The sequence below is a fragment of the Sphingomonas larreae genome (assembly GCF_051400595.1).
GTDB lineage: Bacteria > Pseudomonadota > Alphaproteobacteria > Sphingomonadales > Sphingomonadaceae > Sphingomonas.
On the sequence record NZ_JBLFFI010000001.1, the window covers coordinates 484,822 to 506,789 of the forward strand.

The window sequence follows — 21,968 nt, forward strand, 5'->3', positions numbered from 1 at the left end:
GCCGCTCACCCGCGCCGTTCGGTGACGAAGCGCGCGATCGCGCGCAGCAGCTCGGCCTCGTCGCCGTAGCTGCGCAGATGATCGATCGCCTGCTCGACCAGCATCTGCGACTGCTGCCGCGCGCGGTCGACGCCGAGCAGCGAGACGAACGTCTCCTTCCCCGCCTCGCCGTCCTTGCGCAGTTTCTTCCCGGCGAGCTGCTCGTCGCCCTCGACGTCGAGCAGGTCGTCGACGATCTGGAAAGCGAGGCCGAGGTCGTGCGCATAGCCGCGCAGGTGGCGGCGCCCCTCGGGCGGCACGCGGCCGAGGATCGCGCCCGCCTCCACCGCCGCGCCGATCAGCGCGCCGGTCTTCATCTGCTGGAGGCGTGTGACGGTGCCGAGATCGAAGGCGGCGCCGTCGGCCTTGAGGTCCATCGCCTGGCCGCCCGCCATGCCGCTCGGGCCCGAGGCGCGCGCGAGATCGGCGACCAGCTCGGCGCGGACGAACGGGTCGGCATGTGTGGCGGGATCGGCGAGCACCTCGAAGGCGAGCGCGTGGAGGCAGTCGCCTGCCAGGATCGCGGTGGCCTCGTCGAACGCCTTGTGGACGGTCGCCTTGCCGTGGCGCATGTCGTCGTCGTCCATCGCCGGCAGATCGTCGTGGATCAGCGAGTAAGCGTGGATCGCCTCGAGCGCGACCGCGGCGCGCGCGGCGCCGTCGCGCGCCACGTCGAACAGCCGCGCGGTGGCGAACACCAGCAGCGGGCGCAGCCTTTTGCCGCCGCCGATCGTGGCATGGCGCATCGCGCGGTACAGATCGGCGCGGGGATCGTCGGGCACCGGGAGCAGCGCGTCGAAGCGACGGTCCATCTCGGCCGCGACTTCCTTGAGCGCGGCCTGGAGCTTGGGCGACGCGGTGGCGGTGATGGTCATCCCGCGGCGAAGGGCTCGGTGGCGGCGGGGCGGCCGTCGGCGCCGAGCCGGATCGCCTCGATCCGCGCCTGCGCGGCGTCGAGCCGGTCGGCGCAGCGCTGCCGCAGCGCGCTGCCGCGCTCGTAGAGCCGGATCGCCTCCTCCAGCGGGGTATCGCCCGACTCGAGCTGGGCGACGATCGTCTCCAGCTCGCGTAGGCCGGCCTCGAACGACAGCGTCTCGATGTCCTGCTCCATCAGCCGGCTATGCGATGGGGGGTGCGCTGGGTCAAGGCGATGGGGGTGGTGCGGGGTGGCGGGTGCGGGTCGGCGGGGTGGCGGGGCTCACCCCTTTCCTGCGTCATCCTGAACTTGTTTCAGGATCCACCGTGCCACGCATGCAGCGGCGGGCTGGGTAGGCGGACAAGTGGATCCTGAAACGAGTTCAGGATGACGCCAGCAGAGCAAGGGGCGGGTCGATCACGGTCCTTTACCGCCGCCACTGCTCCACCGCCGCCGCATAGGCGGCCGCCGCCCGCTCGCGCGCCGCGTCCAGCCTTGCCCGTTCGCGCTCGTGCCGGCGCCCTGCCTCGCGGCGCTCGCGGTCGAGCGCCGCCTGGCGTTCGGCCAGCGCCTTCTCCTCGTCGCGGCGGCGCGCTTCCTCCTGCTCCAGTGCTGCCTCGGCCGCCTCCAGCTCGGCACGGCTCGGGCGAGGCGCGGGCGGCTTCCTTGCGGCTTTCGCCTCCGCCGCCATCCGTCGCGGCGCTTGGTCCTCATCCTGCGCCGCCGGTGCGCGCTTTGGCCGGTCCGGGGGTAGCGCGGCGAGCTGCTCCGCCGCGCTGCCGCGCGAGCGCCGCACCACCTCGCCGGGGCGCGCCAGCGGCTCCTCCATCAGCGCCGGGTCGGTCACCTCCTCCGCCACGCCACGCGCGAACAGGTCGGCGTCGGCGCCCCAAGCGGCCAGCGCGGCCTTGCGACTCGGCGCCGCGACATAAGCGTCGTGGAACCCGGCGGGCGTGCGGAATACCTTGAGCTTGCGCGCCATCCCTCGCCCCTCCAAGGCGGCCCCGCGCCCGCGGCCACAATCGCTTACGTGCGCACGCCGTTGCACCCTTCCCCGCCCGGTCCCCCGCTGCTATCGCCCGCGGCGATCGAGAGTTTCGCCCGCACCCGCGCGCACGCGGCCGTGCCGCATCGCCGCGGGCGCGAGGCTCCCACGAGGAAGGACAGCTGCCCATGACGGCCATCGGCCACGACACGCTCAACGCCCGCACCACGCTGACGGCCGGGGGCAAGACCTACGATTATTTCGCACTGAAGGCGGCGGAAACGAAGTTCGGCGACATCTCGCGCCTGCCCTTCTCGATGAAGGTGCTGCTGGAGAACATGCTGCGTTTCGAGGACGGCGTGACCGTGACCGAGGCGGACGTGAAGGCGATCGTCGACTGGCAGAAGGAGCGCCGCAGCGACCGCGAGATCCAGTATCGCCCCGCGCGCGTGCTGATGCAGGACTTCACGGGCGTGCCCTGCGTGGTCGACCTCGCCGCGATGCGCGACGCGATCACCAAGCTCGGCGGTGACGCCGCCAAGATCAACCCGCAGGTGCCCGTCCACCTCGTGATCGACCATTCGGTCATGGTCGACGAGTTCGGCACGCCCAAGGCGTTCGAGGAAAACGTCGACCTTGAATACGCCCGCAACGCCGAGCGCTACGAGTTCCTCAAGTGGGGCTCCAAGGCGCTCGACAATTTCAAGGTGGTGCCGCCGGGCACCGGCATCTGCCACCAGGTCAACCTGGAATATATCGGCAACGCGGTGTGGGCGTCGGAAGAGACCGGTGACCACGCCAAGAGCGGCGCGACGATCGCCTACCCGGACACGCTGGTCGGCACCGACAGCCACACCACGATGATCAACGGCCTGGGCGTGCTCGGCTGGGGCGTCGGCGGGATCGAGGCCGAGGCGGCGATGCTCGGCCAGCCCGTCTCGATGCTGATCCCCGAGGTGGTCGGCTTCAAGCTGACCGGATCCCTGCGCGAGGGCATCACCGCGACCGACCTGGTGCTGACCGTCACGCAGATGCTGCGCGCCAAGGGCGTGGTCGGCCGCTTCGTCGAGTTCTACGGCCCCGGCCTCGACCAGATGACGCTCGCCGACCGCGCGACGATCGCCAACATGGCGCCCGAATATGGCGCGACCTGCGGCTTCTTCCCGGTCGACGACAAGACGATGGACTATATGCGCCTGACCGGCCGCCCCGACGAGGTGATCGCGCTGGTCGAGGCCTATGCCAAGGCGCAGGGCATGTGGCGCTACGCCGACAGCCCCGATCCCGTCTTCACCGACACGCTCGAGCTCGACATGGGCACCGTCGTGCCCTCGCTCGCCGGGCCGAAGCGCCCGCAGGACAAGGTCAGCCTCGACACCGTCGACGAGGTGTTCAACGGCGACCTGTTCAAGCTCTACCACAAGGAGAAGCCGGCGCGCGTCGCGGTCGACGAGCGAGGCCATGACATCGGCGACGGCGACGTGGTGATCGCGGCGATCACCAGCTGCACCAACACCTCCAACCCCTCGGTGCTGGTCGCCGCCGGGCTAGTGGCGCGCAAGGCGCGCGAGAAGGGCCTCGCGCCCAAGCCCTGGGTCAAGACCAGCCTCGCGCCGGGTTCGCAGGTGGTCACCGACTATCTCGACAAGGCCGGCCTGTCCGAGGACCTCGACGCGATCGGCTTCAACCTGGTCGGTTACGGCTGCACCACCTGCATCGGCAACTCGGGCCCGCTCGCCGCACCGATCAGCAAGGCGATCAACGAGAACGACCTGGTCGCCGCCTCGGTGCTGTCGGGCAACCGCAACTTCGAGGGTCGCGTGTCGCCCGACGTGCGCGCCAACTTCCTCGCCTCGCCGCCTTTGGTGGTCGCCTATGCGCTCAAGGGCACGGTGACGACCGACATGAACGAGACGCCGATCGGCCAGGGCAAGGACGGCGGCGACGTCTACCTGCGCGACATCTGGCCGACCAACCAGGAGGTCGCCGACCTCATGGCGGCCAATATCGACGACGGCATGTTCCGCGCCCGCTACGGCAACGTCTACGCCGGCGACAACAAGTGGCAGGCGATCGACGTCACCGGCTCGGACACCTACAGCTGGCGCGCCGGCTCGACCTATGTCGCCAACCCGCCCTATTTCGAGGGCATGGAGATGACGCCCAAGCCGACGACCGACATCGTCGACGCCAAGCCGCTGGCGATCCTGGGCGACTCAATCACCACCGATCACATCTCGCCGGCCGGCTCGATCAAGGCCGACAGCCCGGCGGGGACGTGGCTGCAGGAGCACCAGGTCTCGCGCCAGGACTTCAACAGCTATGGCGCGCGCCGCGGGCATCACGAGGTCATGATGCGCGGCACCTTCGCCAACATCCGCATCAAGAACGAGATGGTGCCGGGCGTCGAGGGCGGGATGAGCCGCTATAACGGCGAGGTCATGCCGATCTATGACGCGGCGATGCGCCACAAGGCCGACGGCACGCCGCTGGTGGTGGTCGCGGGCAAGGAGTACGGCACGGGCTCGTCGCGCGACTGGGCGGCGAAGGGCACCAACCTGCTCGGCGTGCGCGCGGTGATCGCGGAGAGCTTCGAGCGCATCCACCGCTCCAACCTGGTCGGCATGGGTGTGCTGCCGTTGCAGTTCGCCGAGGGCGTGTCGCGCCAGTCGCTCGGGCTGACCGGCGACGAGACCTTCACGATCGAGAACGTGGCGGCGCTGCGTCCGCGCCAGAACGTCACCGTGACGCTGAAGCGCGCCGACGGCTCGACCGAGACGTTCGAGACGCGCTGCCGCATCGATACCGTCAACGAGCTGGAATACTTCCTTAACGGCGGCATCCTCCAGTACGTGCTGCGCAAGCTCGCCGCCTGAGGCGGGGCGTCAGCGAAGGCATGAGAGAGGGAGGGTTCCGCGAGGGACCCTCCCTTTTCCTATGGGTGCGACGAGAGCCGTGATCAGATCCTCCCCGGCACGGGGGGGGTGGCCAGCCGCAGGCTGGTGAGAAGGTTCTCAGCAGACGCTGCGCGCCGGGGAGAGCCCCCTCCACCACTCGCCCGCGGCGAGCGGTCCCCCTTGCCGGGGGCGCGGAGGATTTGCGCGCAAAAATACTTGCCGCCACTTCTCGACCACTTCCCTCTCCTAACCTAGCGCAAGCCCGGGCGCCGCGGGATCGCGCTTCGTGACGGATCGTTGCCCGCGAACCCTTCCGCGGAGCCCGGATCGCGTGGCCACGCTCGCCGCCGTCCCTCCCGCTCCGCCGGCCGTGCCGTCACGCCCGCCCGGACGAGCGCTCGACGCGCTCAACTTCTTCCTCGCCGACGTGCGCGACGGGCTTGGCCCCTATCTCGCCATCTATCTCGTCGCGGTGCGCGGGCCGACGTGCGGCTGGAACGAGGCGACGGCGGGGATGATACTCACCATCGCCGGGATCGTCGGGCTGTTGGCGCAGACTCCGGCCGGCTGGCTGATCGACCGATCGACGCGGAAGCCGGCGCTCGTCGTCGTCGCCGCGCTGGTGGTCACGCTCAGCAGCGTCTCACTACCGTTCGTCCATGGCTTCGGGGCGGTGGTGGTCACCCAGTCGCTCGCCGCGGCGGCAGGCGCCTTGTTCGCGCCCGCCATCGCGGCGATCACGCTCGGACTGTTCGGCGCGCGCGCCTTTTCCGCACGGGTGGGGCGCAACGAAGCGTTCAATCACGCCGGCAACGCGGTCTCGGCCGCGCTCGCGGGGGTGCTGGCGTGGCGCTTCGGGCCAGTGGTGGTCTTCTACCTGATGGCGGGGCTGACGGTAGCGAGCGTCCTGGCCGCGCGGCGGATCGATCCGCGCCAGATCGACGACGAGGTCGCGCGCGGGCTCGACCGCGCGCCCCACGGCGCCGAGGCGGACTGCGACCTGTCCCCCGGCTGGCGCGTGCTGCTCGAGCAAAAGACGCTGCTGCTGTTCGCCACGCTCGTCTTTCTGTTCCACCTCGCCAACGCCGCGATGCTCACCTCGGTGAGCCAGCTGCTCGCGCGCACGGTCGGCAAGGACCAGGCGACCTCGCTCACCGCCGCCTGCATCGTCGCGGCGCAGCTCGTGATGGTGCCGATGGCGCTGCTGGTAGGGCGCAAGGCCGATGCCTGGGGACGCAAGCCGTTGTTCCTAGCGGCCTTTGCCATGCTGGCGGTTCGCGGCGCGCTTTACACCGTGTCGCGCGACCCCTGGTGGCTGGTGGCGGTGCAGGCGCTGGACGGTGTCGGCGCGGGCATCTTTGGCGCCTTGTTCCCCGTCGTCGTCGCTGACCTGACGCGTGGCAGCGGCCGGTTCAACGTCGCCCAAGGCGCGGTCGCGACCGCGCAGGGGCTCGGCGCCGCACTCAGCGCGTCGTTGGCGGGAACCATCATCGTCCGGGCGGGCTATGCGCCGACGTTTCTGACGCTGGCGGCGATCGCGGGTGGCGGATGGCTGCTCTACGCGCTGGCGCTGCCGGAGACGCGCGACCGAACCGACTGATTGAGAGCAAGCATCTGGATCAAAACGGAACTTTGCCTGCGCACCGGAGCTTTTCGGCGGAGTTCCGCTAGGAGAGATGCCATGAACCGTTCCGTTCCCTTGCTGCTCGGCGCCGCGCTGTTCGCCGCGCCGGTGATCGCCAGCGCGCAAACCCCGCCGCCGCCGCCGCCGGCCGAGGCGAAGACCACCGCGGACGCCTATGTCGCCGCCTCGGGCAAGAGCGATCTGTACGAGATCAACTCGAGCCAGGTCGCGCTGCAGAAGTCGCAGAACCCGGCGGTGAAGAAGTTTGCGCAGATGATGATCGACCATCATCAGAAGACCACGGCGGCAACGATGAAGGCGGCGCAGAAGGCCGGCCTCAACCCGCCGCCGCCAGCGCTGGACCCCGGCGCGACCGCGTCGATCAACGAATTGCAGACCGCTTCGGGCGCCGACTTCGACCGGCTGTACCTCGGCCAGCAGGTGCCTGCGCACCAGGCGGCGCTCGACTTGCAGCAGAGCTACGCCGCAGGCGGTGACAAGGCCCCGCTCAAGGCGAACGCGAAGACCACGGCGCCGATCGTGAAGCGCCATCTCGACCAGGCGACCAAGCTCCAGTCGAGCAGCGGTGCGGCGAACGCAGGCATGTAAGCCGATCGATGCGCACGAACCCGTGGGAGTGTAGCTTGCTTCCCCGGTGTTCGTGCGCATCAGCTCATGCTGACGCGATGGCGGCGCGGCGGCGTCCCCACAGCAGGTACACCGCCAGTCCGGCCACGTTCCACAGCAGGAAGTAGAGCTGCGTGCGCTGCGGCAGACTGAAGAAGAGATAGGCACAGCCGAGCACGCCGATCGTGCCGACCAGCGTTGCCGCCGGGGTGCGAAAAGTCCGCTCGGCGTCGGGCGCGCGGCGCCGCATCACCAGCATGCAGACGCAGACCGCGACGAATGCCGCCAGCGTCCCCGCATTGGCCAGCGCGGCAATGGCGTCGATCGGCATCACGCCCGCGATCACCGCCACCAGCACCGCCGTAAGCCAGGTGATCCGCACCGGCGTGCCGCGCCGCGATACCGTGGCGAGCGCCTGCGGCAGCAGCCCGTCGCGCGCCATGACGAAGAAGATGCGGCTCTGCCCGAACAGGAAGCCGAGCAGCACCGTCGGCAGCGCGATCACGGCACTGGCGGCGAGGAAGGTCGAGAAGCCCGGTCGCCCGATCCCGCGCAGGATCAGCGCGAGCGGCTCCGGCGAGTCGGCGAAGCGTGAGAAGTGCAGCGCGCCCACCGCGGCCACGGCGACGCCCATGTAGATCACCACACACGCCAGCATCGAGCCGACGATGCCGATCGCGAGATCACGCGCGGGATTCTTGGTCTCTTCTGCCGCGGTGGAGATCGCGTCGAAGCCGTAGAAGGCGAAGAAGATGATCGCCGCCGCCGCCATCACGCCGCGCTCGCCGCCGTCCGCGCTCACCGATTTGACGAAGCCGAAGGGCATGAACGGCTCGAGGTTGGCGCCGTCGAAATGCGGCAGCGCCACCGCGACGAACACCGCCAGCGCGACCAGCTTGACGCCGACCAGCACAGCGTTGAGCGTCGCGCTCTCCTTGGTGCCCAGCGAGAGCAACGCCGCGACCACCGCGATGATGAACACCGCGGGCAGGTTGACGACGCCGCCCAGCGCCGGCCCCTGCGTCAGCGCGGCGGGAAAGCCGAGCGGCGTGAGCAACGCCGAGGCATAGCCCGACCAGCCCACCGCCACGGTCGATACCACCAGCGAATATTCGAGGATCAGCGACCAGCCGATCACCCAGGCGATCACCTCGCCCAGCACGACATAGCTGTAGGTATAGGCGCTGCCCGAGGCGGGGATCATCGTCGCCATCTCGGCATAAGCAAGCGCGGCGCAGGCGCAGATCGCGCCGGCGATGACGAACGACAGGATCACGGCGGGGCCGGCGCGCTCTGCACCCACCCCGATCAGCGTGAGAATGCCGGTGCCCACGATCGCGCCGACGCCGAGCGCGACGAGATGCGGCCAGGACAAGGTGCGCGCGAGCACGGTGCCGCCGCGGTGATCGATCGCGGCCGGCTTGCGCCGGAACAATGTGGACATGGACCCTCCCTCTGCTGCCGGGTCGTAACAGACGCGACAACGACCTGGGAAGGGTCGAGCGCTGCGCGCGTCAGCGCCAGCGAGCGCTTGACCCGGGGTGGGGGCTTACCTCCCGAGCGGGGTCTTGAGCCAGGTGCGTGGCGATCTGGTGCACATGCGGGCGCCGACCACCTGACACTGGCCGCCGGTGGTGCCAAGCGCGCGCGCCTTGGCGTCGTCGCGCACGGGCTCGGCGTCGACCCGATAGCGCGTCGACGGGTCGGCCTGCGCTGCGTCGCCGACCGAGAGCTTTTCGCGCGCGGTGGTCAGCAGCGTCGCAGGCGTGGGATCAGCCCCTTGCGCGGCAACCAAGATCAGGAGCGACGCGACCATCCGCTTTCCCCTTTTCGCGCGCAGCTACAGTCCCTTGCCCGAGTCGCGCGAGCATAGGCTACGCCTCAGCGACGCGCCCGCCTAGCCGCGGGACACCGAGCCGCGGCAGATCGATTGCGGGGCAGCGGTCCATCACCACCTTGAGCCCGGCCGATTCGGCGCGCGCCGCAGCGGCCTGGTCGATCACGCCGAGCTGAAGCCACACCGACTTGGCGCCGATCGCGATCGCCTGGTCGACCACCTCGCCCGCGGCGGAGGAGCGGCGGAAGATGTCGACCATGTCGATGGCGTCACCGAGCTGAGCCAGCTCACGAAAGACGAACTCGCCGTGAATATGCTCGCCGGTGAGCTGCGGGTTGACCGGGATGACGCGGTAGCCATGCGCCTGAAGCGTCTTCATCACCCCGTTGGAGGGGCGGTCGGGCCGGTCGGAGGCGCCGACCAGCGCGATCGTACGGGTCTCCTCGAGCAAGGTGCGGATGTCGTCATCGGCGGTCAGCGGCATCGGCGCTCTCCTTGATCGTGGCACAACGCATGCTGGCCGACGAACGAACGGACCCCGGTGCTGGTTGCGCGGGCCAAGCAGGGCCGGCGCAACTCGCCGCCCCGTCCGTCATCCCGGCCTTGTGCTGGGGTCCATGATCCCTCGAAGGGAACGCTCGTGGCGTGCGCGGCACGATCGATGCCGGGTCAAGCCCGGTATGACGAAAGGGTGAGTAGCCCCGCCAGCATCACACGCGACTCAATTCGCCGCGAGCCACTCCGCCACCTGCGCCGCGATCGGCGCGAACACGCGGTCGTCGTCGCGCGCCGCCGGGGGCTCGCCCGCATCCGACGCGACTCGGATCGACACGTCGAGCGGGACCCGGCCGAGAAACGCGATCCCCGCCTCGCGTGCCGCCACCTCGGCACCGCCGCGACCGAACGGGTCCGACACCTCGCCGCAATGCGGGCAGGCATAGCCCGCCATATTCTCCACCAGTCCGATGATCGGCACGCCCGCCTTCTGGAACAGATCGATCGCCCGCCGCGCGTCGATCAGTGCAAGATCCTGCGGGGTGGAGACGATCACCGCGCCGGCGGGGCGATGCTTCTGCACCATGGTGAGCTGGACGTCGCCCGTGCCCGGCGGCAGATCGACCACGAGCGTGTCGGTGAGCCCCCAGTCGGCATCGACCAGCTGCCCGAGTGCCCCCGCGGTCATCGGCCCGCGCCATGCGATCGCGCGCCCGGGCTCGACCAATTGCCCCATCGACAGCAGTGGCACGCCATAGGGCGTCGGGACCGGCAACAGCACCTTGTCGCGGGCCTCGGGCCGCGTCCCCTCCACCGCCATCAGCCGCGGCTGCGACGGGCCATAGATGTCCGCGTCGACCAGCCCGGTGCGCCGGCCGGTTCGCGCCAGCGCGATCGCGAGATTGGCCGAGAGCGTCGATTTGCCGACGCCGCCCTTGCCGCTCGCCACCGCCACCAGCCGGCGCTGCGCACGCTCGGCGGTGACCACCGTGCGGACCTCATAGCCCGGCCGCGCCGCCGCCATCCGCACCGCCGCCTCGAGCGCGTCGCGCGAGGGCGCGTCGAGGCCGCTGGCGTCGATCACCACGCCGATGCGCTGCCCCTCGATGCGCACCGTGGCACGCTCCCCGGCGACCGCGCGGACCGCCTGTTTAACGTCATTCTCGTCCATGGACATGATCCGTTACGCCCCGTGTCGCGGCTTGCCACTGTTTTTCGGCCGATCCGCACTTATAAAGGCGGGATGATCATCTCGCGACGCTGGCTTCGGCGCCCCATCCCCCTCGCCGCACAGAGTAACGGACCCTGGGGCAACGACGACAATGTCGGCCCGCGCAACCCGTGGTCGGTCCCGCCCGGCGCCAAGCGCGCCGGCGCCAAGCCGACCGCGCTGGACGAGTTCATCCGCCGCGCGCGCGGCGGCGGCGGCGGAGGCAGCGGCGGTGACGGCGGGCCGCAGTTGCCGCTCGGGACCAGCCCACGCATGCTGTGGCTGCTCGGCGTCGGCGTGCTGGTGCTGATCTGGCTGCTGCTCACCTCGTTCCACCAGATCGGGCCACAGCAGCGCGGCGTGGTCACCTATTTCGGGCGCTACTCGGGGATGCTCGAGCCCGGTATCCGCGTCACCTTGCCTGCGCCGATCGTCAACGTCACCAAGGTGGACGTCGAGCAGGTGCGCACCGACGAGTTTCCGCGCGACGGCGGCGAGACCGTGCTGACGGGCGACCAGAATATCATCGATCTCGCCTATACGGTGCGCTGGCGCGTCTCGGACGCGCGCAACTATGTGTTCGAGATCAAGGACCCGCAGGAGACGGTGCGCGCCACCGCCGAGAGCGCGATGCGCGCGGTGCTGGCCACCACCACGCTGAACCAGGCGATCGGCGCGGGGCGGACCGAGATCGAGGCGCGGGTCACCGAGACGATGCAGCAGATCCTCAACAGCTATCAGGCTGGCGTCCAGGTGCAGGGCGTGTCGATCAAACAGGCCGCGCCGCCGTCGCAGCTCGCCGACGACTTCAACGCGGTGACCGCCGCGCAGCAGGAGGCGGTCGGCAACCTCAACAACGCCCGTTCCTATTCGCAGCAGGTGATCGCGCGCGCGCAGGGCGAGGCCTCGGCGTTCGACCAGGTGTACGCGCAATATCGCCTCGCGCCCGAGGTGACGCGCCGCCGCATGTATTACGAGACGATGGAGGCCGTGCTGGCCAAGACCGACAAGACGATCGTCGAGACTCCGGGCGTGACCCCGTATCTGCCGCTCGACCGCGCGCGCCGCCTGCAGGAACCCGGCGCGACCAGCCAGACCACGCCACCCGCGGCCACGACGACGCCGCCGACCAGCGGGGGGCAGCGCTGATGCCCGTCTGGCTCCGCAACCCCGTCGCCGCCGGGCTCCTCGCGCTTGCGCTGGTGATCGTCGCCGCGGCAACCTTCGCGATCGTGCCCGAGACGCAGCAGGCCGTCGTGCTGCGGCTCAACAACCCGGTTCGACTCGTCAATCAATGGCAGCCCGGCCAGTCGATCGGCCGCACCGGCGCCGGCGTGATCGCGCGCATCCCGTTCGTCGACAAGATCGTGTGGGTCGACAAGCGCGTGCTCGACGCCGACCTCGACAACACGCTGGTGCTCTCGACCGACCAGCTGCGCCTCAACGTCGATGCCTTCGCGCGCTTCCGCATCGTCGATCCGCTGCGTGCGGTGACCTCGACCGGCAGCACCTCGAACACCGAGGAGCGGGTCGCCGATCAGCTCCGGCCGCTGCTCGGCACCGCGCTGCGCAACGAGCTCGGCAAGGTGCCGTTCGCGACGCTGCTCAGCCCCGAGCGCGGGCGCGTGATGGACGAGATCCAAGAGTCGCTCGGTCGCTCCGCCAAGCAATATGGTGCCGAGATCGTCGACGTGCGGATCAAGCACGCCGATCTGCCCGATGGCAGCCCGCTCGAGAGCGCGTTGCAACGGATGCGTACCGCGCGCCAGCAGGAGGCCAATACCATCCGCGCGCAGGGGCAGAAGCAGGCGCAGATCGTCCGCGCCGAAGCAGACGCGCAGGCGGCTCGGATCTACGCCGACGCCTTCAGCAAGGACGCCGACTTCTATGATTTCTATCGGGCGATGCAGAGCTATCGCCACACGTTCGGTGCCGACGGCGGGCCGCAGCCCGAGGGCAGCACCAATATCATCATGAGCCCGAACAACGGCTATCTCCGCGAGTTCGAGGGCGGGCGCCGATAGAACCAGCGGCGGTGTCGCGCGTTCATATTCAAACGACGTTCATCGCCTGTTCGTCACAGCACATTGTGTTCCCGCTTTATTCGACAGGGTGATCCAGAGGACATGAAGAAAGTGCGTTATGCCTACGCCCTGACCGGCGCCCTTCTGCTCGGTGGCACCGCGGCGTCGCTGACGCTGCAGAACCCGGCGACCGCGCAGGTCGCGCAGAACGAGCCGGGCTCGATGAGCGCCTCCGCTCCGCGCGCTGGCGCGCCGATGAGCTTCGCCGATCTGGTCGCCAAGCTGCAGCCGGCGGTGGTCAACATCTCCACCACGCAGAAGGTGACGGTCCAGCAATCGGCCAACCCGTTCGCGGGCACGCCGTTCGGCGACCTGTTCGGCCAGTTCGGCGGCGGCGGCGGTGGCGGCGCGCCGGTGACGCGCGAGGGCACGTCGCTCGGTTCGGGCTTCCTGATCTCGCCCGATGGCTATGTCGTGACCAACAATCACGTGATCGCGCCCGCCTCGCGCGGTGCCACCGTGGAGTCGATCACGGTCACGCTGCAGGACCGCAAGGAATACACCGCCAAGCTCGTCGGCCGCGATCCGACCAGCGACATTGCGGTACTCAAGATCACCTCAGCCACCCCGCTGCCGTTCGTGCGGCTCGGCGACTCGAGCCGTGCGCGCGTGGGTGACTGGGTGGTCGCGATCGGCCAACCGTTCGGGCTCGGCGGCACGGTCACCGCGGGCATCGTCTCGGCGGTGCACCGCTCGACTGGTGGCGGACCGTTCGACACGTTCATCCAGACCGACGCCGCGATCAACCAGGGCAATTCGGGCGGGCCGATGTTCAACCTCAACGGCGAGGTGATCGGCATTAACAGCCAGATCTACTCGCAGTCGGGCGGCAATATCGGCATCGGCTTCGCCATTCCCGCGACGGAAGCCAAGCCGATCATCGATACGCTGATGAAGGGGCAGCCGATCAAGCGCGGCTATCTCGGCGTGAGCATCCAGCCGGTCAACGCCGACATGGCAGCGGCGCTCGGCCTGCCCAAGGATTCGGGTGAGATCGTCGGCCGCGTCGAGCCCGGCGGCCCCGGCGCCAGGGCGGGATTGCGGGCGGGCGACGTCGTCACCGCGATCAACGGCCAGGCGGTGACGCCGGAGAAGACGCTGTCCTACCTCGTAGCGAACGCCGCACCGGGGTCGACGATCCGGCTCGACGTGATCCGCGACGGCAAGCGCCAGACGCTCAACGCTACGGTGGGCACGCGCCCGTCGGAAGACCAGATGGCAGCGTTGACCGGCGCCGGCGGCGACGACGATGACTCGTTCGGCGGCGGCGATGACGGCGAGCAGGCCGCGCCTGCGTCGAACTCGCTCGGTCTCACCGTCCAGCCGCTGACGCCGCAGATCGCGCGCTCGATCGGGGTTGATTCGACCGTGCAGGGCGTGGTGGTGGCGGCGACCGATCCGTCGAGCGACGCCGGGCAGAAGCTGCGTCGCGGCGACGTGATCTCGTCGGTGAACTCGCAGCCGGTGCGCTCGGCCGCGGACGTTGCGCGCGTGGTGGCGGCAGCCAAGGCGGCGGGGCGGCCGCAGGTGCTGCTCAACATTACGCGTGGTCGCCAGGGCGGCGGCTTCATCGCGGTCAAGATCAAGTAAGCCGAGCCGCATCGGTAACGGCCAGGGCCGCCGCGTCGCGAGGCGCGGCGGCCTTCTCGTTGGCATCGGCCACATTGGCCGCCTCCCCGCGCGCTGGGTCGGCAGACCTCGTGACGCCGCACGTCTCGCACCCTATGGCATAGGTCAGGTGCCACCAGCGGCAGGAGCGACGACCTTGGCGGACGGGATCTTCATCGGTGCGGGCGCGGGTGGCGAACATCCGCGATGGCTCCCGCTCGCGCGGGCCAACCGGCACGGGTTGATCGCCGGTGCGACCGGCACGGGCAAGACCGTCACCCTCCAGGGCATCGTCGAGGGCTTCTCGCGCGCGGGCGTCGCCTGCTTCGTCGCGGACGTGAAAGGCGACCTCGCCGGGCTCGCGATGCCCGGCGCCCCGACCGCCAAGACGCACGCCGCCTTCGCCGCGCGCGCGGCCGAGATCGGGCTGACCGACTGGAGCTATGCCGCCACGCCGGTGCAATTCTGGGACCTGTTCGGCGAGCAGGGTCACCCGGTGCGCACGACGGTGAGCGAGATGGGGCCGCTGCTGCTCGCGCGGCTGATGGGGCTCAACGCGGTGCAGGAGGGCGTGCTGACGATCGCCTTCCAGCTCGCCGACGACGAGCATCTGCTGCTGCTCGACCTCGACGACCTCCAGGCGGTGCTGGCGCATGTCGCCGAGCGTGCGCAGGAACTCACCGCACGCTGGGGCAACGTTTCCAAACAGTCGGTCGGCGCGATCCAGCGCTCGCTGCTCCAGTTGCGCAGCCAGGGCGCGAGCCACTTCTTCGGCGAGCCCGCGCTCGAGCTTACCGACCTGCTCGGCCACGACGACCAGGGCCATGGCATCGTCAACATCCTGGCGGCCGACAAGCTGATGGCCGCACCGCAGCTTTATTCCACGTTCCTGCTGTGGCTGCTGAGCGAGTTGTTCGAACAGCTTCCGGAGGTTGGCGACCTCGACAGGCCTAAATTGTGCTTCTTCTTTGACGAGGCGCATCTGCTGTTCGATGATGCGCCTGACGCGTTGCTCGACAAGATCGAGCAAGTGGTGCGACTGATCCGCTCCAAGGGTGTCGGCGTGTATTTCATCACGCAGAACCCGATCGACATCCCCGACAAGGTCGCCGGGCAGCTCGGCCACCGCGTGCAGCACAAGCTCAACGCCTTCACGCCGCGCGACCAGAAAGCGGTGCAGGCAGCGGCGCAGACCTTCCGCGCCAATCCGGATCTCGACGTGGCGGCGGCAATCATCGAGCTCAAGACCGGCGAGGCCTTGGTGTCGCTGCTCCAGCCGGACGGCTCGCCCGGCGCGGTTGAGCGAATATTGGTGCGGCCGCCGTCGAGCCGCGTCGGTCCGGTGACGCCGGAGGAGCGCACGCTCCTGCTCTCCACGGACGCGATCGGTGATCGCTACGATACGCTGGTGAACCGCGAGTCGGCCGAGGAACTGCTCGCCGCCAAGACGCAGGAGGCGGCCGCCGCGCGTGCCGCCGCGACCGCGCAGGATGAGGCGAGCAAGGCCGCGGCGCTCCAGGCCAAGGCGGAGGCCCGCGCCGCGCGCGAGCGTGTCGCCGCGCAGCGCGAGGCCGAGCGCATCCAGCGGGCGGAGGAGCGCGAGCGCGCCAGTGATCCGTGGAACCGCGCGTTGACCTCGGCGACCCGCTCGGCGTCGTCGGCGCTCGGGCGGACGGTGGCCAATGAAGTGACCAAGGCGGTGCTTGGCGGCGGACGGCGCGGCGGCAGCGCCTCGGGCGGGCTGCTCGGCTCGGTGATGCGCGGGGTGCTGGGGGGCTTGCTGCGGCGCTAAGGGGGCGATGATCTAGGCAGCGATCCCGGTGTTGCATCGGAACGCTCTCACCCCGGCGTTCGCCGGGGCGATGCGAGTGAGGAGGGGCGACGCCTGCGATCGGGCCTGCCCCCTCGCCCCCACGCGCCATCAGCGCTACACGCCCGCGATGCCGACCTACACCGCCATCACCCACGCCGAGCTCGTCGCCGCCGTGCGCGCGCTCGCCGACTCGCTCGCCGCCGCCGCCGACTGGGTGCCGGCCCATCTCATCGGCATCGGTCGCGGCGGCCTGATCCCCGCGGTCTATCTCAGTCATGCCACCGGGCTGCCGATGCTGGCGGTGGATTATTCCTCCCAGTCGGAGGCGCTCGCTGCCGACGCGATTGAGCGACTGGCGGCGCGCACCCGCGCGGGCGAGCCGCTGCTGTTCATCGACGACATCAACGACTCGGGTCGCACCATCGGCCATTTGCGCGACATGCTCGCGCGCGCCGGCGCGACGGAGGGCACCGTCCGCTTCGCCACGCTGATCGACAATGTCGGTTCGGCGCAGCGGGTCGATTATGCCGCGCGCGTGATCGACCGCGCCGTGACCAAGGACTGGTTCGTCTTTCCGTGGGAGGCGATGGCGCCCGACAGCGCGATCGCCGCCGATGCAGCGGAGCGCCCCGAGCGGATCGCCTGAGGACGGGGACGACCTTCGCTCAAGACGTCGCGCGCCCGAGCCTGCCCTCGCTCATTCGCGAAAGACACCGACGGTTCAATTCGAACGTTATCCTGAACTTGTTTCAGGATCCGCCGTGCCGCGAACCTTCGAGCGGCTGAGTAGGTGGCGCCGTGGATCCTGAAACGAGTTCAAAATGACGCTAGCCCGAGGGAGTACGGCACGTCGCCGAAGCGACGAGACGCCCGCGCCCCTCCTATTTCTTGATCAGCCCGATCTCGACCAGCCGCTCGTGCAGATAGCCGTTGGCGGTGATCGGCGTCGCGTAACGGTTCGGGTTCTCCGCGCTGATCGTCTGCGGCAGCGTTTCGATCAGGAAGTCGGGCGCGGGGTGCAGGAAGAAGGGCATCGAGTAGCGCGAGTGGCCGCGGCGCTCGGGCGGCGGGTTGACGACGCGGTGCGTGGTCGAGGGCAGCACGTGATTGGTCAGCCGCTGCAGCATGTCGCCGACATTGACCACCATCGCTCCCGCCGGCGGCTTGATCGCGAGCCAGCGCCCGCTGTCGCGCTCGAGCAGCTCCAGCCCGGCCTCCTCGGCGCCGAGCAAGAGCGTGATCAAGTTGATGTCCTCGTGCGCGCCCGCGCGCACGCCCTCGGCGTCGGCCGGGATCGGCGGATAATGGAGCAGGCGCAGTACCGAATTGCCGTCCTTGACCGCCGGATCGAACCAGTTCGGCGCCAGCCCGAGGTGGCGCGCGATTGCCGAGAGCAGCCGGTCGCCGGCGCGGTCGAACGCCTCGAACAGCGCGAGGAACGTATCCTTGAACCCTTCGGGCCGCGCCGGCCAGACGTTGGCCGGCATGTCCGCGGCGTAGCGGTGCCCCACCGGCAGCTCGCGCCCGACGTGCCAGAATTCCTTGAGGTCGACGTGCTTGGCGTCCTTAGCGATCTCGGTCTTGAACGGAGTGTAGCCGCGCGCGCCGCCCGCGCCGGGGACGTGATAGCCGCGCTTCTCCGCCTCCGGCAGCGCGAACAGCGCCGCAGTCTCGGCCCAGGCGCGCTCGATCAGATCCTGCGGCACGCCATGGTCGGCGACGATGGCGAAGCCGAACCGCTCGAACGAGCCTCCCAGCGCGGCAGCGAAGCCGTCGGGGTCGCGGTCCTGGTCGGCGAGGCTGAGCGTGGGCACCGCGGCGGCGGGAGTATCGAGCATGACGTCGGTCCAATCGGTTGATGGGCGGGCAATAAACCTTCCCGATCCGGGTTGCTACCCGCGCGCGCGGCGAGGTGACACCGCGGCGCCCGCCACCTAAGCCGCGCGGCATGTCGACGCCCCCCGCCTCGCCTCCCACCCCGCACCCCGCGTCTTCCGTCGCCGCACCGCCGATCCCGCTGCCCGAGTTTGTCGCGCTGATCGCGGCGCTGATGGCGCTCACCGCGCTGGGGATCGACTCGATGCTGCCCGCGCTGCCGACGATCGGCGCGGCGCTCGGCGCGCCGGGCGCGAACGAGCGGCAATATGTCATCGGCGCCTTCCTCATCGCGTTCGGCGCGGGGCAGCTGCTGCATGGCCCGCTCGCGGATCGGTTCGGCCGGCGCCGCTCGCTGCTGGCCGCGCTGGCGGTCTATGCCGTGGCGAACGCCTTGTGTGCGCTGGCCGGCAGCTTCGCGCTGCTGCTCGCCGCGCGCGTGGTCGCCGGGCTGGCGATCGCGGCGGCGCGGGTGACGACGGTGGCGATCGTGCGCGACTGTTTTGAGGGGCGCGCGATGGCGCGGGTGATGTCGATGACCTTCATCGTCTTCATGATCGTCCCCGTGCTGGCGCCCGGCTTCGGCACCATCGTGCTGCTGTTCGGCGGCTGGCGCGATATCTTCTGGGCGGTCGGCGGCGTGACCTTGCTGGTGCTCGGCTGGTTCGCGCTCCGCATGCCCGAAACGCTGCACGCCGAGGACCGCCATCCGTTCTCGCTCGCATGGCTAGCCGCGGGATGGAAGCTCACGCTCAGCGATCGCTCGTCGCTCGGCTACACGCTCGCCGCGACCGCACTGATGGGCGCGCTGTACGGCTATATCAACTCGATCCAGCAGGTGATGGCGGACGTGTTCGGTCGGCCGCGGCTGCTGCTGCTGATCTTCGCCACCACCGCAGGGACAATGGCGGTCGCCAATCTCGCCAACGCGCGGCTGGTGATGCGCGTCGGCACGCGCCGGCTCGGCCATGCCGCGGTGGTGACGCTGATCCTCGTCGCCGGGCTGCACCTGCTGCTGGCACTGAGCGGGCACGAGACGCTCGTCGGGTTCGCCGTGCTGCAGGCGGTGGCGATGGGCTGTTTCGGCCTCTCCAGCTCGAACTTCTCGGCGATGGCGATGGAGAAAATGGGGCATATCGCGGGCACCGCCTCGAGCGTGCAGGGCTTCATCAGCGTCACCATCGGCGCCGCGATCGGGGCGCTGATCGGCCAGCAGTTCGACGGCACGACGGTGCCGCTCAACGCGGGCTTCCTCTGCGCCGGCGTCGCCGCGCTGGCGAACGTGCTGGTGACCGAGCGCGGGCGGCTGTTCGCGGCGCGCTGACGGAACCGTGCGCCCTCGCCTGCCGTTCGTCCCGGCATCGTAGATGAGGAGATCGGCATGGGCGGACAGCATATCCACGGTCAGGGTCCCGGCGACGACGGCTATGACGAGGACGGCTACGACGAGAGCCAGCGCGCCGAGATCCTCGAGGCTACCCGTGACGGCCCGAGCGACGGCACGATCATCACCGATCTCGACCCCGATGTCGGCGAGGACGACGAGGCGGAAGACGAGGACGAGCTGGAGATGGTCGACGGCGAAGTCGCCGAGCAGGACAGCGACGCCGATCCGGACGAGGCCGACGTGGAAGAGGATGAGGTGCAGGAAGAGTTCGACGACGGCAGCGTCGACGACGACGAGCTTGACGACCGCGACGATGTTGCGCTGAACCCTTGACCAGACGCACGGGCGGGCGCGATTGACGCGCTCGCCCGAGCAGGCCGGTGCCGCGACACGTCCGATAGCGCGATGCCGTGGTGAGGCTGCCGGAGGCTGCTTCACCCAAGCTGAACCGGGCTCCCGCGCAGGCGAGAGGCGCTAACGTTGGTGTCCCCAGAGTCCGGCGTTCGTCGGAGAACGTTGGCACGTCAGACGAAATGGATCAGCCGCTAGCATGCTGACCAAGGGCATGAACGGGACGGGCGCTCAACCGGCCCGGAGTGGCGCCTTGCCCGTAAGCGAGCAGACACCGCCACCTGTCGCGAATACTCTCGTGCGCTCAATCGCTTGTATCTACGCATTGCGCGGATGAGTATGCGGCCGGGTTGACGCCACGCCCGTGCCAGGCGCACCCTTGCCGCCGATGTTGTTCTTCCTCGCGCTTCAGGCGGCGACGCCCGCTGCGGCACCGCCCGATCGCATCTCAATCCTCGTGCCGGTCGCCGACGAATCGTGCACGCGCGACCACCGTGACGGGGAGCGCGAGGTGGTCGTGTGCGCCGGCGCGGTGCCCGATCAGTCGCTGCCGCTGCCGGAAGAAGCTGCGCCACCGGGTCCCATCCCGATCAACCGTGACCGGACCGGCCTGGGTGCCGCGCGGGCGGAGGCGACGCCCTGCGGAGCCAGCCAATGGGGTTGCACGACCGGCGTCGATCTGCTCGGTTTTGGCACCGCACTGGTGCGCGGCGTCCAGAAGCTGGTGGCACCCGGTAGCCGCTGCGAGGCGCCTGGCGAGGCGACCGACACCCGCCGGCTCGTCCACGACATCGCCAGTGCGTTCCGCCGCAAGCCCGTCAAGGGTCAACGGATCGCGATCGATCTCGACGCGCCCGACCTGACCGGGCGCGTCCACCCTTGAGCATGGAACAAGGCTGACGCCGGGTGGCGTCACCGCCTCAATCGAGGATGTGCATCCACATCGGTTCGCCTTGCAGGCTCTGTGAGCCGCGGAGCCGCTCGAGCGCAGCGGCGACGCAGCGCTCCGGCCCCTCGTGGGTGACGATCGCGACCAGCACGCTGCCGTCCGCGAGCGCGCCGCGCTGGATCAGGCTCTCGATCGACACGCCGGCGTCGCGCATCGCCGCTGCGATCTCGGCGAGCACGCCGACGCGATCGGCGACCGCGAAGCGCAGATAGGCACGGCCGCGGCGCTCGCCGCTGGGCGCCGGCGCGGCCTCGGCCAACGCGGCGGCGGGCATGGCGAAGGGCGGACCGAACTCGCCGCGCGCGATGTCGATCAGGTCGGCAACGACCGCGCTCGCGGTCGGCCCCTCGCCCGCTCCGGCCCCCTGGAACAGCAGCCGGCCGACGAAATTGCCTTCCGCCACCACCGCGTTGGTGGCGCCGGTGACATGCGCCAGCGGGTGATCGGCGCGGACCAGATGCGCGTGGACGCGCTGGAACAGTCCCGCGCCGTTGCCCTCGGCGACGCCGACGAGGCGGATACGATAGCCGAGCGCCGCGGCTTCGGCGATGTCGGCGGCGAGCACGTGGCGGATCCCGCTGGCGGCGACCTGCGCGAAGGCGGGCGCGGTACCAAAGGCGAGGCTGGCGAGGATCGAGAGCTTGTGCGCGGCATCCACCCCGTCGATGTCGAACGACGGGTCGGCCTCGGCATAGCCGAGCGCCTGCGCCTCGGCGAGCACATCGGCGAAGTCGCGCCCCTCCGCCTCCATCTTGGAGAGGATGAAATTGCACGTGCCGTTGAGGATGCCGTAGACGCGCGCGATCGCATTGGCTGCGGCGCCCTCGCGCAACCCCTTGATCACCGGGATGCCGCCCGCCACCGCCGCCTCGAACTTGAGCGCGGCGCCGTTGGCCTCGGCGGCGCGCGCCAGCTCGAGCCCGTGATGCGCCAGCATCGCCTTGTTGGCGGTGACGAGATGGCGTCCGGCGCCGAGCGCACGGCGCGCGAGCGTCAGCGCCGGGCCGTCGGCGCCGCCGATCAGCTCGACCACGACATCGGCGTCCGCCCCGGCCAGCGCGGCGGTGTCGTCGACCCAGGTGAAGCGCGTCAGATCGACGCCGCGGTCTTTGCTGCGGTCGCGCGCGGACACCGCCACGACCTCAATTGAACGACCGGCGCGACGCGTGATGAGTTCGCGATTGGCCTCGAGCACGCGGATCACGCCGCCGCCGACCGTACCCAGCCCCGCCAATGCCACCCGCAACGCCTGCGCCATCCTGATCCCTCCG

20 protein-coding genes are annotated in these 21,968 nt (G+C 70.0%); 11 read left to right on the plus strand and 9 right to left on the minus strand.

Features of this window, described 5'->3' with window-relative positions:
• Positions 1–5 precede the first annotated feature (5 nt).
• The 3 genes from ACMGDM_RS02115 to ACMGDM_RS02125 form a co-directional block, all read right to left on the minus strand.
• Positions 6–914 (minus strand): polyprenyl synthetase family protein, encoded by a 909-nt coding sequence (locus tag ACMGDM_RS02115; protein ID WP_436802486.1) that lies wholly within the window; start codon positions 912–914, stop codon positions 6–8.
• Positions 911–1,150, minus strand: a complete 240-nt coding sequence (locus ACMGDM_RS02120) for an exodeoxyribonuclease VII small subunit (RefSeq protein ID WP_436802487.1) — start codon at positions 1,148–1,150, stop codon at positions 911–913. Before ACMGDM_RS02120 ends, ACMGDM_RS02115 begins: the two co-directional genes overlap by 4 nt.
• Positions 1,151–1,382: 232 nt before the next feature.
• Positions 1,383–1,937 carry a hypothetical protein gene (locus ACMGDM_RS02125; protein ID WP_436802488.1) on the minus strand — a complete coding sequence of 185 codons (555 nt, stop codon included), beginning with the start codon at positions 1,935–1,937 and terminating at the stop codon, positions 1,383–1,385.
• Between the two features lie 191 nt (positions 1,938–2,128).
• Between ACMGDM_RS02125 and acnA the strand changes: the two genes are divergently transcribed.
• From acnA to ACMGDM_RS02140, 3 genes are all read left to right on the plus strand, one after another.
• The gene (gene acnA / locus ACMGDM_RS02130) at positions 2,129–4,816 is read left to right on the plus strand and encodes an aconitate hydratase AcnA (RefSeq protein ID WP_436802489.1); all 2,688 of its coding nucleotides are present in this window, start codon (positions 2,129–2,131) and stop codon (positions 4,814–4,816) included.
• A 352-nt stretch (positions 4,817–5,168) separates the two neighbouring features.
• Positions 5,169–6,437 (plus strand): MFS transporter, encoded by a 1,269-nt coding sequence (locus tag ACMGDM_RS02135; protein ID WP_436802490.1) that lies wholly within the window; start codon positions 5,169–5,171, stop codon positions 6,435–6,437.
• An 81-nt stretch (positions 6,438–6,518) separates the two neighbouring features.
• Positions 6,519–7,070, plus strand: coding sequence for a DUF4142 domain-containing protein (locus ACMGDM_RS02140; protein WP_436802491.1), 552 nt, complete (start codon positions 6,519–6,521; stop codon positions 7,068–7,070).
• Between the two features lie 64 nt (positions 7,071–7,134).
• Here the strand turns inward: ACMGDM_RS02140 and ACMGDM_RS02145 are convergent, their stop codons facing one another.
• The 4 genes from ACMGDM_RS02145 to ACMGDM_RS02160 form a co-directional block, all read right to left on the minus strand.
• Positions 7,135–8,532 (minus strand): amino acid permease, encoded by a 1,398-nt coding sequence (locus ACMGDM_RS02145; protein WP_436802492.1) that lies wholly within the window; start codon positions 8,530–8,532, stop codon positions 7,135–7,137.
• 105 nt (positions 8,533–8,637) lie between these two features.
• Positions 8,638–8,904 carry a hypothetical protein gene (locus ACMGDM_RS02150; protein ID WP_436802493.1) on the minus strand — a complete coding sequence of 89 codons (267 nt, stop codon included), beginning with the start codon at positions 8,902–8,904 and terminating at the stop codon, positions 8,638–8,640.
• 58 nt (positions 8,905–8,962) lie between these two features.
• On the minus strand, positions 8,963–9,409 hold the full coding sequence (locus ACMGDM_RS02155) for a CoA-binding protein (protein WP_436802494.1): 447 nt from the start codon (positions 9,407–9,409) through the stop codon (positions 8,963–8,965).
• Between the two features lie 237 nt (positions 9,410–9,646).
• Positions 9,647–10,591 (minus strand): Mrp/NBP35 family ATP-binding protein, encoded by a 945-nt coding sequence (locus tag ACMGDM_RS02160; RefSeq protein WP_436802495.1) that lies wholly within the window; start codon positions 10,589–10,591, stop codon positions 9,647–9,649.
• Positions 10,592–10,663: 72 nt separating this feature from the next.
• Between ACMGDM_RS02160 and hflK the strand changes: the two genes are divergently transcribed.
• The 5 genes from hflK (at position 10,664) to ACMGDM_RS02185 (ending at position 16,781) form a co-directional block, all read left to right on the plus strand.
• Positions 10,664–11,779: a protease modulator HflK gene (hflK, locus tag ACMGDM_RS02165; protein ID WP_436802496.1), complete on the plus strand. Its 1,116-nt coding sequence runs from the start codon at positions 10,664–10,666 to the stop codon at positions 11,777–11,779.
• On the plus strand, positions 11,779–12,654 hold the full coding sequence (gene hflC, locus ACMGDM_RS02170; protein WP_436802497.1) for a protease modulator HflC: 876 nt from the start codon (positions 11,779–11,781) through the stop codon (positions 12,652–12,654). Before hflK ends, hflC begins: the two co-directional genes overlap by 1 nt.
• A gap of 111 nt (positions 12,655–12,765) precedes the next feature.
• Positions 12,766–14,304 carry a Do family serine endopeptidase gene (locus ACMGDM_RS02175; RefSeq protein ID WP_436803611.1) on the plus strand — a complete coding sequence of 513 codons (1,539 nt, stop codon included), beginning with the start codon at positions 12,766–12,768 and terminating at the stop codon, positions 14,302–14,304.
• Between the two features lie 175 nt (positions 14,305–14,479).
• Positions 14,480–16,114: a helicase HerA-like domain-containing protein gene (locus tag ACMGDM_RS02180; protein ID WP_436802498.1), complete on the plus strand. Its 1,635-nt coding sequence runs from the start codon at positions 14,480–14,482 to the stop codon at positions 16,112–16,114.
• Positions 16,115–16,262: 148 nt separating this feature from the next.
• A complete protein-coding gene (locus ACMGDM_RS02185) occupies positions 16,263–16,781 on the plus strand; it encodes a phosphoribosyltransferase (RefSeq protein ID WP_436802499.1) in 519 nt (172 codons plus the stop codon).
• 235 nt (positions 16,782–17,016) lie between these two features.
• Here the strand turns inward: ACMGDM_RS02185 and ACMGDM_RS02190 are convergent, their stop codons facing one another.
• Positions 17,017–17,973, minus strand: a complete 957-nt coding sequence (locus ACMGDM_RS02190; protein WP_436802500.1) for an isopenicillin N synthase family dioxygenase — start codon at positions 17,971–17,973, stop codon at positions 17,017–17,019.
• A gap of 110 nt (positions 17,974–18,083) precedes the next feature.
• Between ACMGDM_RS02190 and ACMGDM_RS02195 the strand changes: the two genes are divergently transcribed.
• From ACMGDM_RS02195 to ACMGDM_RS02205, 3 genes are all read left to right on the plus strand, one after another.
• Complete coding sequence (locus ACMGDM_RS02195) at positions 18,084–19,334, plus strand: multidrug effflux MFS transporter (RefSeq protein ID WP_436802501.1); 1,251 nt, start codon at positions 18,084–18,086, stop codon at positions 19,332–19,334.
• A gap of 57 nt (positions 19,335–19,391) precedes the next feature.
• Positions 19,392–19,730 carry a DNA primase gene (locus ACMGDM_RS02200; RefSeq protein WP_436802502.1) on the plus strand — a complete coding sequence of 113 codons (339 nt, stop codon included), beginning with the start codon at positions 19,392–19,394 and terminating at the stop codon, positions 19,728–19,730.
• 382 nt (positions 19,731–20,112) lie between these two features.
• Positions 20,113–20,631, plus strand: a complete 519-nt coding sequence (locus ACMGDM_RS02205; protein WP_436802503.1) for a hypothetical protein — start codon at positions 20,113–20,115, stop codon at positions 20,629–20,631.
• A gap of 37 nt (positions 20,632–20,668) precedes the next feature.
• Here ACMGDM_RS02205 and ACMGDM_RS02210 read toward each other — a convergent pair whose 3' ends face one another.
• A complete protein-coding gene (locus ACMGDM_RS02210; RefSeq protein WP_436802504.1) occupies positions 20,669–21,955 on the minus strand; it encodes a homoserine dehydrogenase in 1,287 nt (428 codons plus the stop codon).
• Positions 21,956–21,968: the final 13 nt, after the last annotated feature.

What these genes read in the sequence shown, in the direction of transcription:
- ACMGDM_RS02190 (WP_436802500.1), bottom strand. Translation starts at nt 17,973, where the DNA reads ATGCTCGATACTCCCGCCGCCGCGGTGCCCACGCTCAGCCTCGCCGAC.
- ACMGDM_RS02125 (WP_436802488.1), bottom strand. Translation starts at nt 1,937, where the DNA reads ATGGCGCGCAAGCTCAAGGTATTCCGCACGCCCGCCGGGTTCCACGAC.
- hflK (WP_436802496.1), top strand. Translation starts at nt 10,664, where the DNA reads ATGATCATCTCGCGACGCTGGCTTCGGCGCCCCATCCCCCTCGCCGCA.
- ACMGDM_RS02115 (WP_436802486.1), bottom strand. Translation starts at nt 914, where the DNA reads ATGACCATCACCGCCACCGCGTCGCCCAAGCTCCAGGCCGCGCTCAAG.
- ACMGDM_RS02210 (WP_436802504.1), bottom strand. Translation starts at nt 21,955, where the DNA reads ATGGCGCAGGCGTTGCGGGTGGCATTGGCGGGGCTGGGTACGGTCGGC.
- ACMGDM_RS02160 (WP_436802495.1), bottom strand. Translation starts at nt 10,591, where the DNA reads ATGGACGAGAATGACGTTAAACAGGCGGTCCGCGCGGTCGCCGGGGAG.
- ACMGDM_RS02195 (WP_436802501.1), top strand. Translation starts at nt 18,084, where the DNA reads ATGTCGACGCCCCCCGCCTCGCCTCCCACCCCGCACCCCGCGTCTTCC.
- ACMGDM_RS02120 (WP_436802487.1), bottom strand. Translation starts at nt 1,150, where the DNA reads ATGGAGCAGGACATCGAGACGCTGTCGTTCGAGGCCGGCCTACGCGAG.
- ACMGDM_RS02200 (WP_436802502.1), top strand. Translation starts at nt 19,392, where the DNA reads ATGGGCGGACAGCATATCCACGGTCAGGGTCCCGGCGACGACGGCTAT.
- ACMGDM_RS02140 (WP_436802491.1), top strand. Translation starts at nt 6,519, where the DNA reads ATGAACCGTTCCGTTCCCTTGCTGCTCGGCGCCGCGCTGTTCGCCGCG.
- ACMGDM_RS02155 (WP_436802494.1), bottom strand. Translation starts at nt 9,409, where the DNA reads ATGCCGCTGACCGCCGATGACGACATCCGCACCTTGCTCGAGGAGACC.
- ACMGDM_RS02145 (WP_436802492.1), bottom strand. Translation starts at nt 8,532, where the DNA reads ATGTCCACATTGTTCCGGCGCAAGCCGGCCGCGATCGATCACCGCGGC.
- acnA (WP_436802489.1), top strand. Translation starts at nt 2,129, where the DNA reads ATGACGGCCATCGGCCACGACACGCTCAACGCCCGCACCACGCTGACG.
- ACMGDM_RS02150 (WP_436802493.1), bottom strand. Translation starts at nt 8,904, where the DNA reads ATGGTCGCGTCGCTCCTGATCTTGGTTGCCGCGCAAGGGGCTGATCCC.
- ACMGDM_RS02185 (WP_436802499.1), top strand. Translation starts at nt 16,263, where the DNA reads ATGCCGACCTACACCGCCATCACCCACGCCGAGCTCGTCGCCGCCGTG.
- hflC (WP_436802497.1), top strand. Translation starts at nt 11,779, where the DNA reads ATGCCCGTCTGGCTCCGCAACCCCGTCGCCGCCGGGCTCCTCGCGCTT.